This window comes from Sphingomonas sp. LY29, assembly GCF_035593985.1.
Lineage (GTDB): Bacteria > Pseudomonadota > Alphaproteobacteria > Sphingomonadales > Sphingomonadaceae > Sphingomicrobium.
In genome coordinates this window covers 502,521-516,544 of record NZ_CP141587.1, presented here as the reverse complement: position 1 = coordinate 516,544, position 14,024 = coordinate 502,521, and the positions used below count along the sequence as shown (strand labels likewise).

The following is a 14,024-nucleotide window of genomic DNA, read 5'->3' as shown; positions in this document are numbered from 1 at the left end:
TAGACTATCGCCGAGGAAGTTCACGAAAGCTTGCGAGGTTTGTTTTCGGCGACCGAGGCACGGACAGGATTGACCTAGCTATCCTGTCCATGCCGATGACGATGGCAAAGTAGAGCAGGCTCTTCCACCCTATCACCTGCCATACTGAGGCTTGATTGCTTGCGCTGTATACCGCCATGTAGATAAACCATGCTCCGACGTAGCCCACCACTGCGCCCGCGATCAGGGACTCATAAACATAAAAAGCGACTAACCCTGCTATTCCGCCGAAAAAGATAACGGCAGCGATCATCACTAAATGGCCGCCGACAATAAGAAAGTAGGCCTCGAAACCGCCCGTGAATTGCACAAGACCTCGGCCAGCCATGATAGAGTCGTAGATGTTGCTCGGTGCGAAACGAGATATGAGATGGAAAATGCCTACCTGCTGTCGAAACGCTTCTTCGTCTGCTTCCGAACTCATCATGACGTTGCCCATCTGTCGAAGCTGGTCAAAATTGGGTTCTCTATTTGACGCATTGCTCGCTGCGTACCAAAGCTGACCTTGCCCAGTAAACCGCCCCAACAAACGTTCGCTGGTTTCACTTGCACCTAGTGTTCCATAGTCCGAGTAGACGTATACGGTCGCACTCGACACGAGTACCGCCATCGATAATCCGGTCGCGATGAGTAACGAGGAGGGTGACCGACGCTTTCGACGGAGCAGGAAGGGCAAAAGGTAAGCGCCGCCCATCACAAGCAGCGACAGGAATTTTTCGCCAAATAGCACAACGGCGCCAATTAGAAGGCCGAATGTGAAATCTAGCAACCAACGCTGCCACGGGCGGGGACGGAAGCGAAAACGGATCATGCCCATCAAACCAGCCAAGATCGGCTTGAAGGTAATGATGACCCGGAAGAGCCAGCCTTGATCGGCACGGTAGGAAAATCGATCGACGCCAGCCAACATTGGAAAGCCGTCGGTTAGTCCCAGAACGATCAGGTACAGAACAGCGAAAATACAGAGACCGCCTGCCCCTAGGACGTAAAGGCCGAGCAATGACTGCTGCGCCGGCAGTAGAGCGATGTGCCCGCGGGCATGTCGAGCAGCTTTGAACGTGAGGCAGGCCGCATGAATATAAAGACAGGCGGTCAAAGCGTAATAGGCGGAGTGGGTCGACGCCTCGGCGATGATACCCAGTTCGCGCACGAAAAAGCCGGCGCCAATAAACGCCAACGAAATTAACATCAGGATCTTCGCGATTTCGATCGCGAACAAGGTAAAGATGGCTTCGCGATAATGTCGGCTCATCGTGAGCAGGAAGGCTGCGAATGCGGCCAGAGATACGACTGGCCAGACCCAGGCGGGAGAGAAGGTTTCAAGCCCCGCCACAAGAGAAATGAACAAGTATATCGCGAATAATTTGTATGCCGGTTGCGCGCGCGTCATCGCTAGCTCTCGACCTTGACTGGCGACACCATAGGATCGTCCCGAAAGCTGCCGATGGCGAACATGGGCTTCCGGCTTGGCGCGTGAGAGAGACAACTAGCAGTGTTTCCTTGGTTTTTCCGGCAATGCAGCGGGTAGCATGGCAGGTGCGACCTTGCTATGGGCCCGGCGGCCCGAGAGGCCAATCAATCTAATAACCGTAGTTCACAGAACGCGAGGCCGATGAACTTTGTGCGTTTCCTTGAAGGCGAGACATGTCCAGCGCAAGCCCAGAGGCACGGGGGTCGTCAACCGGCTCGCTTGGACCGCCTTGGCTTCTTGCAAACGAGGCGGTGTGTGACCGCCGTGATGGAGGCGGCATGATCCGCAACGTCGGCGTCACTTCGGCGCTGAATATCTATCGAGCTATCGTCCAGTTTGCGCTCAACATCGTGTTGGCTCAATTTCTGATGCCGAGCGAATTCGGCCAAGTCGCATTTGTGTTGCCAATCACGTTGTTCATCTTGGTGCTGGGGGAATTCGGGATAACCGCCGCGATCGTGCGTGGCGCGGCTAGCCGCGAGGAAGCCGGGGCTGCGGCGGCGATCTGCTTGTCATATGGCGCGTTGCTACTCGCCGCCGTCATGTCGTTGCGGGCGCTCGGCGCCTTCGACGGCTGGCCTGGCGAGGCACGCAACCTCGTCCCCGCCTTTGGCCTCGTCGCGCTCATCGCGATGGGAGCAATTGTTCCGCGGGCGATGATGGAGCGCGCACTCGCATATGTTCCGATCGCGAAGATCGAGACCGTGGCAAACGGCACGGCGTTCGTGGCTGCCGTTGGGTCCGCATGGGCGGGGGCGGGCGTGTGGAGCTTCGCCGTTTATCATTTAGCTATGCAGTCTATCCGCACGGCATTGTTCTGGTGGCATGGCGGCGGAAATATTCAATTCAATCTCCACTGGCGGCGGGCCAGCGCCCTGATGCGCTTCGGGGGTTGGGTCGTGGCGTTCAATGTTGTCAACTACTGCGCACGCAACCTTGACAATTACATTGTTGGCGGCCTGCTCGGCGAAAGCGCACTTGGACTCTATGCGTTGGGATATCAGATCATGCTGGTGCCGCTAATGGCGATCAGCTGGCCTGCCACGAGCATACTCCTGTCTACGCTTAGCCGGTTGCGCGACCGTCCAACGCTGCAACGTGAGTCATTCCTCGCAATGGTTGGCCTTGCGGCTACCGTTACCTTTCCTATTATGACCTTGGTCGCATTCCACGGCGGCTACGTCTTTTCGTTGTTTCTACCCGAAAGGTGGAACGGGATCGCGCCGGTCATTAGCAGCCTTGCGATTGCCGGGGGACTCCAGTCCACGACCTCGTTCGTCGGCGCACTGTTCATCATGCAAAATCGGGTGCGCGAGCAATTTTGGCTCGGCGCAGGGGCTACGCTGGCGACGCTCGCCACGGTTGGCGCGGCCGCTTGGTCTTTTGGGACGCTTGCGGCCGCGACGGGCGCCTATGTGATCGTCACGCTGGTGCTCTCGGTTGTCTATTATGCAATCATGGCTCGTTTGATCAGCGTTTCCCCGAAGCGGATCGCCTCTGCGCTCTGCGAGGGGATGCTGATTTCGGCGACTGCCAGCGTAACAATGCTGGCAGCGCGTGCGACGTTACCCTCTGACATGCCGAGACTGTATGGCGCACTGATAGAAATGCTCTCGTTCGGCGCGATGATGTTGACGCTTCTTGTGTTGCGCCGGTCTCGGGTCGCCGGGGCGCTCGCGGCCCTTCGCCGCGCCGGGATCGAAGCATCGGCTTGAGGCGCACCATGGCACGAATTCTTGTCAACATGCCGAGCCAATTCGGGGGTCTCCCTTCGGGTGTGGCGCGCGTCGCCTTCGCCTTGCTGCAGCGTCTTGTCGAGCGAGGCGACCACGAATATGTCCTCCGCTCCAACTGGTCGCGTGCTGATATACCCGCCCCGCTGGTCGGATTGAAGCTTCTCGAAGTGCCGCGGCCGCGCGTGATGATCGTCAACGTACTGCGACAATGGTGGACCATGCCGGCACTATGTCGACGTCATGGCATCGACATCATCTGGAACATCGACGCTTTCGGCGCGGCGCGGGGCGGCCGCGCTCGGGTCACCACGATCCACGACCTTTACTTTGAAACCATTCCCGGCCTGTTGGGCCGACGCGCTGTCCTCACGATGGCTACGTGCACACGGCTTGTCGTCGGCGGAAGCCAGCGCGTTGTCGCAATTTCTCGGATGACCAAAGGCGACTTGGCTCGCCTGTATCCTTGGGCCGCATCGCGAACGGTTATGATCCCCAACGACACCACTTTGGTTTCCGCCGGGCCTGGCCATGACGAAATCGGCCGCCCATATGTGCTCCTTGTCGGCAATGGAACTCCGAACAAGAACTTTGGGATTGTCGTGGCGGCGCTCGATCGGCTCGCCAACCGTGGCGATCGCCCCGTCCTTGTCCATGTCGGCAAGGACGAAGACGGCATGCTTGATGCCGCTCTCCGAGCGGCCGTACACCCGCCTAAAGTCATAAGTCTCGCGGGCGTTGAGGAGTGCCGGCTCTCCGATCTCTATGCGCATGCTCGCTGTCTAGTCGTGCCATCGGTATCGGAAGGTTTTTGCCTACCGATCTTGGAAGCCCAGTCGCTCGGTTGCCCAGTCATCGTTTCGTCGTCATCCGTCATGCCAGAGGTCGCAGGCGACGGCGCGCTCTTCTTCGTCCCTGACGATTCCGAAATGCTCGCGGCGCGATTGACCGAACTCTTCGACACACCCTCCCTGCGTGCCGACCTGATCCTCCGCGGCAAGGCGAACCGTGCGCGCTATTCGTGGGACAAATCCGCTGCAAGCTATGCTGAGCTATTTACCGCCTTACTGGAGGAATGCTGATGTCCTCGATCCGCGGTATTGCGATCAACGGACGCTTCCTTGGGCGTCCGGTGAGTGGCGTCGAACGATATGGCCGCGAAATTCTTCGCGCCTGGGATAGAAGACTGCACGCGAATCCGGTGTTGCCCCGGCCGCGCATTCTAGTTCCAGCCGGTGCGCACGTGGATTTGCCTCTCTCCGCCATGTCAGTCGAAAGAGTCGGCCGCCGGCAGGGTCACAGCTGGGAGCAGTTTGATCTCGGGCGCGCCGCGCGCCATGATGTGTTAATTAGCCTCGCCAACTCCGGCCCCGTCTTACATCGCCGTCATCTGGTCGTCGTGCATGATGCTGCCGTGTTCCGCTTTGGAGAGAATTACGGCTTCCGCTATCGCACATTGCACCGCGCCCTTGGTCGGCTGCTTGCCCGCACGGCGCAGTTGGCAACCGTCTCTCGCTTTTCCCAATGCGAACTCGCGCGATTCTTGCGGTTGGCGCCGAACCGCATTCTTGTCGCCGGCAACGGCAGTGAGCATCTCGCCGGGGCCGTCGCCGATGAGGGAGTGATTGAGCGACTAGGACTGATCGATCGCCGCTTCTTGCTCACCGTAGGCACCGCAAGTCATAACAAGAATCTTGCGCTGGCGCTCGCGGCCTGGGCCAAGCTACCTTCCAGCGCCGCGCGGCTTGTCGTAGTCGGGCCGATTAACGACCGCGTCTTTGCGGCAAGCGGGCTGTCGGCAATCAACGGTGTAGTGCTCGCCGGTCGTCTGTCCGATGATGCGCTCACTGCTCTGTACCGGCACGCCAATGCCCTCGTGTTTCCCAGCCGCTACGAGGGCTTCGGCATTCCGCCCGTCGAGGCAATGGCGAATGGCTGCCCGGTGCTCGCCGCGGCGATACCGCCCGTGCAGGAGGTCTGTGGAGACGAGGCGCGCTACTTCGATCCAGACGACGCCGACGGGCTAGCTCGGCTGATGACCGAAAGGCTCGAGTCGACGTTGGACCTTGCCGAAACTGATCGCCTACGCGCCCGCGCTGCTGGCGCTTCCTGGGCGAGCAGCGCTGCGAAAATTGCCGATGCGGCCATCGAACTAGCGAGAGCATGATTCATGAAAATTCTTCACCTCAACATGCTGTATCCGCCATTTCTACTCGGCGGCGCCGAGCGTTCGGTGTCGATGCTTGCCGAAGCGCAGGCGACCGCCGGGCACGAGGTCGCAATCGCCTGCACGACTCCGAATGCTTTCGAGGAAGAAGTGCTCAATGGCGTGCGGGTGTTTCGGATGCCGCATGGAACGCGCTTCTGGGCCGAGGAGTGGCCGAACCATTCTGGGATTGAGCGTTTCTGGCGCAAGCTTACGTTGCCGCTCAATCGCACGCAGCGACATTGGTTCGGTAAAATACTCGACACTGTGCGCCCCGATCTCGTGCACAGCCATTCGATGGTGGACGTCTCCACCGGCTTGTGGACGTTGGCCAGAAAGCGCGGCTATCCCCTCGTTCACACGCTGCGGGACTACGACCTTCTGTGCGCCGACAGCGCCATGTATCACCATGGTCGCGGCTGCGGAGCCAAGTGCAAGATTGTGAGTGCGGGAAAGCATCGCCAACACCGTGCGATCGCCGCAGTAGCAGCTAATAGTGCCGAGACGCTGAGAATTCACCTTGAGCGCGGACTATTCTCACACCTTCATCCTGACAATCGGCGTGTGATCTGGAATGTTTCGGGAGTTTCACTCCCGCCTCACGGAAGCGAACGCGCCCCTCGAGAGGGGCCATTCACCTTCGGGTACCTGGGTCGAATTAATGCGGAGAAAGGCGTCCGCACACTGATCGACGCGGCCCGGCTGCTTTCAGGGGCACCATTCCGTGTGCTCATAGCGGGTAAGCAAAGCCGGGAGACGGAGCCCTTTCGTGCGGCGGCAAAGGATTTACCGGTAGAGTTTCTGGGGTTCGTTGAACCTGTGTCTTTCCTTAAGTGCATCGATGTACTCGTAATTCCTTCCATATGGGCAGAGCCGTTACCGCGAACAGCACTTGAAGCCTACGCCAACGGCGTGCCGGTCCTCGGATCGCGCGCTGGCGGAACGCCCGACGTTATTGGCCAAAACAATGATGACTGGCTGTTTGAGCCGGGCGACCCGGACGATCTCGCCGCAAAGATGGCCGCGCGGCTAGCTGCCGGCAGGCGGGAATTGCCATCGATTGATCAGTTCCGACCACTGCTCGAAGAGACGACACCCGACGTTGTAGTTCGCAAATACGACGATCTGTATGCGAGCCTTCTCAATGCTTAATTTCTGTCAGCGGTCGTTGCGAGTGTATGTTATTCGGTGTGCCATCCGAATGAACGGGACTGTGACTTGCGCGAGGCAGGTGCCTTGGGACCGGGACTATGCCCCGTTCTTATCGCTCGCCACGACCTTGGCGGACGCCTAAGGACCATTTGATTGAACAAATATCTTTGATTTTTGCTAGTCAATATTTACTTTTCTTCATTTCATTTACCGTCATTCCTGCAGAGTCTAATCTATTCAAGATAATGGCGCGCGCGCTCTATCTTGGTGACATGCTTGAAACTGGAAATGGTGCTGAGACTCGGTTAGGAGTACCAAAATGAGAATCGAGCCAGCATGGAGAATTGATCTTCGACACAATTACTGTCCGCCAGGACTTCTTAGTGCAGTGAAGAGTTGGTATGCGTCGCCGGGTTTTAGGCTACTCACACTCCATAGATGGACGGTAGCGCTACGTAAGCGTGGTAGGCTGTCAAGAGCCTTCGGCATGCTTCTCTGGCGTCGATCAGTGAGGACGACGGGCTGCTTCATATCTGAACGAGCCGACTTGGCTCCAGGTGTGTACTTCCCACATCCCACAGGTATCGTCATTGGGGAGGGGGTGAAAATTAGTCGTGGCGCGGTAATATACCAGAATGTCACTATTGGACGACGGGCGCTACACGAGCCGAGTTACCCGCGCATCGGTGAGAATGTGATCGTATATCCGGGATCTATCATCGTTGGGGCAATAGTAATTGGCGACGATGCAGTTATCGCTGCCAACTCGGTGGTGACTTTAGATGTAGCTAAAGGTGTGACGGTGGCGGGTGCTCCGGCTAAGGTGCTTCGAACGTGAGGCAGATCGTCCAGGGGGCTCTCGTCCGAATCGTCAGGTCATCGAAACCGTTGAATACGTGGGCGCGATCGAAGTCCCCTACGCCTTTGCTTCGGCTGCCCCTACTGCCGGCTAGGCCTCCTTCAGAATGCATGTGAGCTACTCTCTGAAGATCAATTTCCACTTTCTCCTATTTGGTTCTTCAATAGGGCGCGGTATCTAACCTTCCCGTCCTGACCGATCGCAACTGGACCGTGATTTTCGACAACGCTCTATAAGCAACGCAATCTGGTCGCGTGCTTCGTCAACAAGCTGAAGCTGAAGCTCTTCGGCCGGATCGCCACTCTCTACCACCGGCGAGCCTAAATCGTCTTCGCCATGATCAAACTTGACTCAATCTCGGTGGCGAAACCACCCCGAAGCGATCGAGACGATGATATCGACCTCCTCGTTCTAGGTCGCCCTCCACTCGTGCGTCAGGATGAAGTGCTGTCGATGGCGCGTGTTCAACGGTCTCTTCTGGGTGATGCGCTCGGGCGCGCCGTGGCGCAATTTACGCCAGCACTTTGCAACGCACGACCTGTCGCAATCGCTTACGATTTCCACATCAGGATTCTCCCCTTTATCGGAAGCGTTTTTTGAATGGGCGTCGGAAGAACATGACAACTTTCGAGCCGTCACATTGCTTCGACTGCATATCGTCAACCACGCATTTTCAAGTGCGGTTTTCTCGAGGTTCGGAAAGGGCGCAAGTCGTCGACTATGATCGGGCGTCTTGAAATCTATTTAACGGGGCTTGGAACTAGAACGCTTGCCTATGAACCAGAACGCCTGCGGTGCGAAACAAGATGGCGATGTCGCCGAACAGGCTCCATTCGGCGCAATATTGGAGGTCCGAAGTAAGCCGATTTTCGAGCTCGTGCTCGTGGTCGGTCGCGCCTCGATGACCGCGAACCTGGGCCAAGCCAGTCAGGCCGGGCTTGAGGACGTGACGCTGCCAGTAGGCAGGAGCAATCTCCCAAAAAAGACGGCCGCCGGCCAGTGAGCCGAGCGCGTGCGGCCGCGGGCCGACGATGCTCATGTCTCCCTTGAGCACGTTTATTAGCTGAGGCAGCTCGTCGATGCTCGTTGCACGGATAAGCTTTCCGACGCGCGTGACCCGTTTGTCTAGCCGCTGGGTGGAAAGCTGGCCGTTCGCGTCGCAAAGGCTCGTATGCATGCTGCGAAACTTGTAGATGTCGAAGTGCCGGTTGTTGCGGCCAACCCGCACCTGACGGAACAGTACCGGCCCCGGGCTATCGATCTTAATCGCCAGCACGACAATACCGAGAAGCGGAAGCAAGATGGGCAGCGTCAGGATCACCAGTGTCAGATCGAAAGCGCGTTTCAACAGGCGTGCGCGCCAGTCCATTCCACCCTGGGTCGCAACCAGCGCCACCTCTCCGTCGATCACCTTTGCACCGATCGTACCGATCATATCCAGTTCGGGCATCAGGATGGTAGCTTCGCGCCCAAAGCATTGAAGGGCTTGAACCCACTGTCGACGTCGGGCCGGCACCGCCAGGACTGCAACTTCGGCAACATGATGGACCAGGTCCCCGATTGAATGAAGCATGTCGGGTTCATTCATCGCCGGGCGAAGGCCGACGCGCTCGGCGTCGACGACGGTGTAGCCTTCCCGATCGCGAACAATCTCGCCGTCGACGATCATCAGGCGAGCGGGACTACTTGCTAGCGACATCCGGCGATAGGTGTCGCGCATAGCAAGGCGCGCAGCCGAAATAGCAACCGCAGACATCGCAGCGAGAAATACAAAGTACAGGCGCGAGAAGTCTTCGGACGATTTCGTCAGGAAGGTTGCCATGCTGACTGCGAGAATGGCGAACAATACTGCCGCCATGGTCGTCTGCAGTGCGATCCGTACTCGGCCAAAGGCGTTGCGGGAGTAGGCGCGTATCGCGACGGCGACGGGGAAGTAAAAACCGCTAAGAACAAGTGTCGCGATCGCCGCGCTTTGAGCCGACACTCTCAACAGCAGGATGTGGGCAACGGTGCCGCACAGAGCGATCATCACGGCATCGACCAGCACTGCCAAGGCAACGAGCTTTAGGCGCCGACGCGCACGAGATTCTGCCCCCAACTGTGCTTTGAGTGAGCGCAGAAATTCGAGATCAAGCGGACGATGATGGGGTGCAAACTCGCGCACGGATTGATCGAGCGCCGACGCAACATTTGACGAAAACACACGAAACTCCGAACTCAGCGCGCTTTTACAAAGGCGCGTCAAAAAACTAGTGACTCCAGTAAGTAAGCCCCTGACTGCGGCGCTTAGGCATCATCAAATCACCTTTCAATCTATTTCGATGAACGCATATGCAATTTGACGTAAGGTGTGACTGCAATGCAACCCAAGTTAGTAATTGTCCGCAACCCGGAGAGTGCCTATGGTTTGCAAGGTAGATCGGCTGGGGTTCATTTCCTGCTGCCCCAGCCGGTATCTGCCTGCATCGCGATCCTCATGATGCGGACGAGTTCGCCGACTTCGCTTTTGAGGTAGTTGCGACAGCCAGCAAGAAGCGAAATTCATCAAATATCTCGAGCAGTAAAGCGGGGCGCCTGAAGCGCCCGAGGGCTATCGCAAGCGTCCTCGGATAGCGTAGTGTTGGGTATGTCGAATCAGAGTTTGCGTATCCTAGCGTGTGATGACGACGAGTTGTTGCTTGAGCTCCTCCGGCACCGCCTTACCTCCAAGGGCTACTCCGTCGACACCGCGATGGACGGTCGAGAAGCTCTGGAGAAAATCCGAGCCTTGGCCCCCGACGCATTAGTCCTCGACGCAATGATGCCGCTCGTTGATGGCTATGAGGTTCTTCGCCAATTCCGCGCCATGGACGGCATGCAGTCGGTCCCCGTCGTATTTCTGTCCGCCCGGAAACAGGAGCAGGACATCCTCACGGCACTTTCCCTCGGGGCTTCGGACTATTTGGTGAAGCCATTCATTCCGGAAGAATTGGTGATGCGGCTGTCGCGCCTCCTGGCGAAATCGCAATGACCAAAAACACTTTTCGGCTGTCGGCATGCCTGATGGTTCTCGCGGCCCCCGCCGCTGCTCAGGCGCCGCAGTCGCCTTACGCAGAAGGAGTGGCGGCAAGGAGAGCTGGGGAAACCCAGCGTGCGATCGAGTTGCTCGCCGAAGCCGTACGCATCGAGCCGGGGTCAGCCGATGCCCAAGTTCAATATGGATACGCCCTCCTGGCCGGGGACAATCTCCAAGTTGCTGAGGTCGCCTTCCGCAAGGCCCTTCAACTAGCCCCCGCATATGATGATGCCCGTGTAGGCTTAGCATTGGTCGCAGAGCGTCGGGGCGACATGGCCGGTGCTGCCCGGGAAATATCCACCGTTCCCAGCTCAAACGTTGAAGCAAATAGCTTGCGTCGAAGACTGGCACGAGCACGTCCGCTCGGTGGCTGGTCTGTGGGTATCGATGCCTCGGTCACTGCTATCGAAGGCTCTGAGGACTGGAAGCAATTAGACCTCGACGTTGCGAAGAATCTTTCGGACGGATCGCGTGTCGCCGGCCGTGTTGAGCTTGCGAGCCGCTTCGGTGAAACGGACACGTACGGCGAACTTCGGTTCGACAAGTCCCTCGACCGGGGCAGGGGTGTCTACGTTTTTGCGGGTGCTACGCCCGACGCCCTGTTCCGGCCAAAATGGCAGATTGGGGGAGGCGGCCGTGTTCGTGTCATTGAAAGCCGCGCCCCGACCGTTCTGACACTCGACATGAGGCGGGCATCCTACATCACGACAAACGTCACATCGATTTCGCCCGGCGTAGAGCAATACCTCGTGGGCGGTCGCGCGTGGCTCACGGCGCGATCAATCAATATTACCCAGTCCGGCTCATGGAGTCATGGATGGTTGGCGCGAGCTGACGTCATGCCGTCAGAGAAGAGTCGCGTCTTCTTAGGACTGAGTAACGCTCCGGATGTCGACCAAGGCTTTGTGACACGCACACGGACCTGGTTTTTGGGCGCGTCACAGGATGTCGGCCGCGGCAACAGCATTCGTCTATCTGTCTCCGAGGACAGGCCAGAGATTGGTCGAGACCGATTGACGCTGAACGTGGGAACAACGGTCCGCCTTCCATGACCCTGTTGTCGCTCTGGGCGGTGTCAGTGGTTTTGTCCGGCGTTGCTCTACTTATCATGATCGGGCTGATCCTTGGCCGCTTCGTTTCGCAACGCCGCCAGGACGATTTATCGCAGCAACGAAAGACGCTACTTCCCTTGCTCCTAGGCGACGCCGGCGACGAAGTTATTCACGATGCCTCAGTCAAGCGATCGCCGATCCTGCGCGACCTTTCGATCGAACTGATCCAACTTGTCCGAGGGGAAGAGCGCCAGCAGTTAATCGCGACCGCCACTCGCCTCGGTGTCGCCGAGAGCATCCGAAAAGTTCTCGCGAAAGGGACGACCCGTGCTCGCGTAGTGGCTGCTGAAACACTCGCCGACTTTCCTGATGAGTTCACGACGGACGCGCTCCATCGCGCTCTTGAAGATCGAAATGATGGTGTGCGGCTCGCCGCGGCACTCGCCTTGGCGTCGTCCGACCGCGCTCCGCCGGCTCAGACACTCGTCCAACTTCTGGATCTCGGCATGCGCGAGCAGTCGATGCTGATTGTGGCGCTCTTTCAGGAGATCGCTCGGTCTTCACCGGCCGAGATCCGCTCTCTTATCGATGACCAGATCAGCCCCCCTAAGGTGAAGGCAGCAGCGATCGAGGCCTTGTCAGCTTCTGGGGATTATTCCCTTGTCCCATCCATCGTTCAGCTGGCACTCAAAGCCGATCCATATGGCGAGGAATTGCCTCGCTACCTCCGATCGCTTGGCGCCTTCCAACATCCCGCTGGTTCTCCCGCGATCGTCCAATGGCTCTCTGCGCCGACATGGTGGGTTCGCACCGCTGCGGCGGAAGCGGCCGGTCGGATCGGACTCCAAGAGACACAAAGCACCCTGGTGGACTTGCTCGACGACCCCGATTGGTGGGTGAGGTTTCGTGCCGGTGAAGCACTCGTTCGCTTAGGTGCCGAAGCTCAACAACTCCTAGCCAAGGTCGCAGCGACCGGTTCGCAGCGTGCAAGTTCGGCGGCTCGGCTCACCTTGGCGGAGCAGGCGGTGCAAGCGTGATTGAGTGGGAGATTGGCGCGATTGTCGCTGCGAAGATTGTCGCTTGGATCGTCATCGGCACAGGTCTTCTGCAGACCAGTTTTTATCTTATCCAACTCCTGTTTGCAGGGGCGTCCCTTTCGCAGCGGCCGCCAGTAGCCAACGCTAATCTTCTCTGGCGCCGTTACGCGGGCCATGCTCCGCCAATCGCTCTGCTGGCGCCAGCCTACAATGAAGAAGTCACGATCGTTGAAAGCGTCAACTCGCTTCTAGCGCTCCATTATCCAGAGTTCGAGGTTATCGTCATCAACGATGGATCGAAGGACGGCACTCTCGAAAGGCTCATCGAACACTTCGGCGTGGAGCGTGTCGAGCGGTTCTATGATCGAACCGTAGACCATCAAGAAATCCGAGGCCTTTATGCCACCCCGCGGCTGCCTCGCTTGCTGGTGGTGGACAAGGTCAATGGCGGAAAATCCGACGCCCTGAACGCGGGCATCAACGTGGCCCGCTCACCATTGTTCTGCTCGATCGATGCTGACTCTCTCCTGGAAAGCGACGCGCTGCTCCGAGCTGTACGTCCCTTCATTGAAAAGCCCGATGAGATGGTCGCGGTCGGTGGGACCATCCGCTTGGCTAATGGGAGTTCGATCGAGGGCGGGCGGGTCCAGAAGGTTGCTCTCCCCCGCAACTTCCTCGCACTTGTTCAGATCGTCGAATATCTGCGCGCCTTCCTGATGGCGCGCCTGGCGCTCTCGCGGATGCAAGCTCTCACGGTCATTTCCGGCGCCTTTGGCCTCTTTCGACGACGTCTGGTTCTCGAAGTCGGTGGGTACAGTCACGGCACAGTCGGTGAGGATATGGAATTGGTGATCAAGCTTCATCGCCACATGCGAGACAAGAAGCGGCCCTACCGGATCGACTTCATTCCTGAGCCGGTGTGCTGGACGGAGGCACCTGAAGATCTGACGATCCTCGGGCGGCAGCGTGCTCGCTGGCAACGGGGCGCTCTCGAGACGCTGGCGAAGCACCGCGACATGCTTTTCAACCCGAAGTACGGGCGGATTGGCTTTCTCGGCTTCGGGCAGATCCTTGTCGTGGACGTGCTAGGTCCGCTGATTGAAGTCATCGGGTATGTGCTGGTGCCGGTGCTTTGGGCCGTCGGTCTTCTCTCGGTCGACTACCTCTTTGCCTTCCTAGCGATCACGTTCACCTTCGGCATCTTCGTCAGTGTCGCGACCCTGATCCTTGAGGAGGTTGAGCTTCGCCGCTTCCCACGCGCGCGTGATCTGGTCGTCCTTACCTCTGTCGCCGTGCTCGAGAACTTTGGCTACCGACAGCTCAGCAATTTCTGGCGACTTCGTGGCTTTTGGCAATTCCTGCGCAAGCAAGAAGGGTGGGGGACAATGACGCGCAAGGGCTTCACCAAAGCCTAACGCGC

11 protein-coding genes and 1 pseudogene are annotated in these 14,024 nt (G+C 58.3%); 10 read left to right on the top strand and 2 right to left on the bottom strand.

Going from position 1 to position 14,024, the window contains the following annotated elements:
* Positions 1-4 precede the first annotated feature (4 nt).
* Positions 5-1,525, bottom strand: a complete 1,521-nt coding sequence (locus SH584_RS02575) for a DUF6418 domain-containing protein (RefSeq protein ID WP_324808308.1) — start codon at positions 1,523-1,525, stop codon at positions 5-7.
* A gap of 263 nt (positions 1,526-1,788) precedes the next feature.
* Between SH584_RS02575 and SH584_RS02570 the strand changes: the two genes are divergently transcribed.
* The 6 genes and pseudogenes from SH584_RS02570 to SH584_RS02550 all read left to right on the top strand — a co-directional run.
* Positions 1,789-3,225 (top strand): oligosaccharide flippase family protein, encoded by a 1,437-nt coding sequence (locus tag SH584_RS02570; protein ID WP_324808306.1) that lies wholly within the window; start codon positions 1,789-1,791, stop codon positions 3,223-3,225.
* A 29-nt stretch (positions 3,226-3,254) separates the two neighbouring features.
* Positions 3,255-4,325 (top strand): glycosyltransferase family 4 protein, encoded by a 1,071-nt coding sequence (locus SH584_RS02565; RefSeq protein ID WP_324808304.1) that lies wholly within the window; start codon positions 3,255-3,257, stop codon positions 4,323-4,325.
* On the top strand, positions 4,325-5,410 hold the full coding sequence (locus tag SH584_RS02560) for a glycosyltransferase family 4 protein (protein ID WP_324808302.1): 1,086 nt from the start codon (positions 4,325-4,327) through the stop codon (positions 5,408-5,410). The genes SH584_RS02565 and SH584_RS02560 overlap by 1 nt, the downstream gene beginning before the upstream one ends.
* Before the next feature lie 3 nt (positions 5,411-5,413).
* Complete coding sequence (locus SH584_RS02555; protein ID WP_324808300.1) at positions 5,414-6,601, top strand: glycosyltransferase family 4 protein; 1,188 nt, start codon at positions 5,414-5,416, stop codon at positions 6,599-6,601.
* 319 nt (positions 6,602-6,920) lie between these two features.
* Positions 6,921-7,439, top strand: a complete 519-nt coding sequence (locus SH584_RS12660) for a serine O-acetyltransferase (protein ID WP_416385142.1) — start codon at positions 6,921-6,923, stop codon at positions 7,437-7,439.
* Between the two features lie 478 nt (positions 7,440-7,917).
* Positions 7,918-8,011: pseudogene (locus SH584_RS02550) on the top strand (IS5/IS1182 family transposase); the annotation flags it as partial.
* A 209-nt stretch (positions 8,012-8,220) separates the two neighbouring features.
* On the opposite strand, the gene SH584_RS02545 reads toward SH584_RS02550, so the two are convergent.
* Positions 8,221-9,624 (bottom strand): exopolysaccharide biosynthesis polyprenyl glycosylphosphotransferase, encoded by a 1,404-nt coding sequence (locus tag SH584_RS02545; RefSeq protein ID WP_324808298.1) that lies wholly within the window; start codon positions 9,622-9,624, stop codon positions 8,221-8,223.
* A 462-nt stretch (positions 9,625-10,086) separates the two neighbouring features.
* Between SH584_RS02545 and SH584_RS02540 the strand changes: the two genes are divergently transcribed.
* Genes SH584_RS02540 through SH584_RS02525 form a run of 4 tightly spaced genes read left to right on the top strand, consistent with a single transcriptional unit; the run spans position 10,087 to position 14,019 of the window.
* Complete coding sequence (locus SH584_RS02540; protein ID WP_324808296.1) at positions 10,087-10,470, top strand: response regulator transcription factor; 384 nt, start codon at positions 10,087-10,089, stop codon at positions 10,468-10,470.
* Entirely contained in the window at positions 10,467-11,567 is a 1,101-nt protein-coding gene (locus SH584_RS02535) for a YaiO family outer membrane beta-barrel protein (RefSeq protein ID WP_324808294.1), read from the top strand. Before SH584_RS02540 ends, SH584_RS02535 begins: the two co-directional genes overlap by 4 nt.
* The gene (locus SH584_RS02530) at positions 11,564-12,604 is read left to right on the top strand and encodes a HEAT repeat domain-containing protein (RefSeq protein WP_324808293.1); all 1,041 of its coding nucleotides are present in this window, start codon (positions 11,564-11,566) and stop codon (positions 12,602-12,604) included. The genes SH584_RS02535 and SH584_RS02530 overlap by 4 nt, the downstream gene beginning before the upstream one ends.
* Positions 12,601-14,019, top strand: a complete 1,419-nt coding sequence (locus SH584_RS02525) for a glycosyltransferase family 2 protein (RefSeq protein ID WP_324808291.1) — start codon at positions 12,601-12,603, stop codon at positions 14,017-14,019. Before SH584_RS02530 ends, SH584_RS02525 begins: the two co-directional genes overlap by 4 nt.
* Positions 14,020-14,024 lie beyond the last annotated feature (5 nt).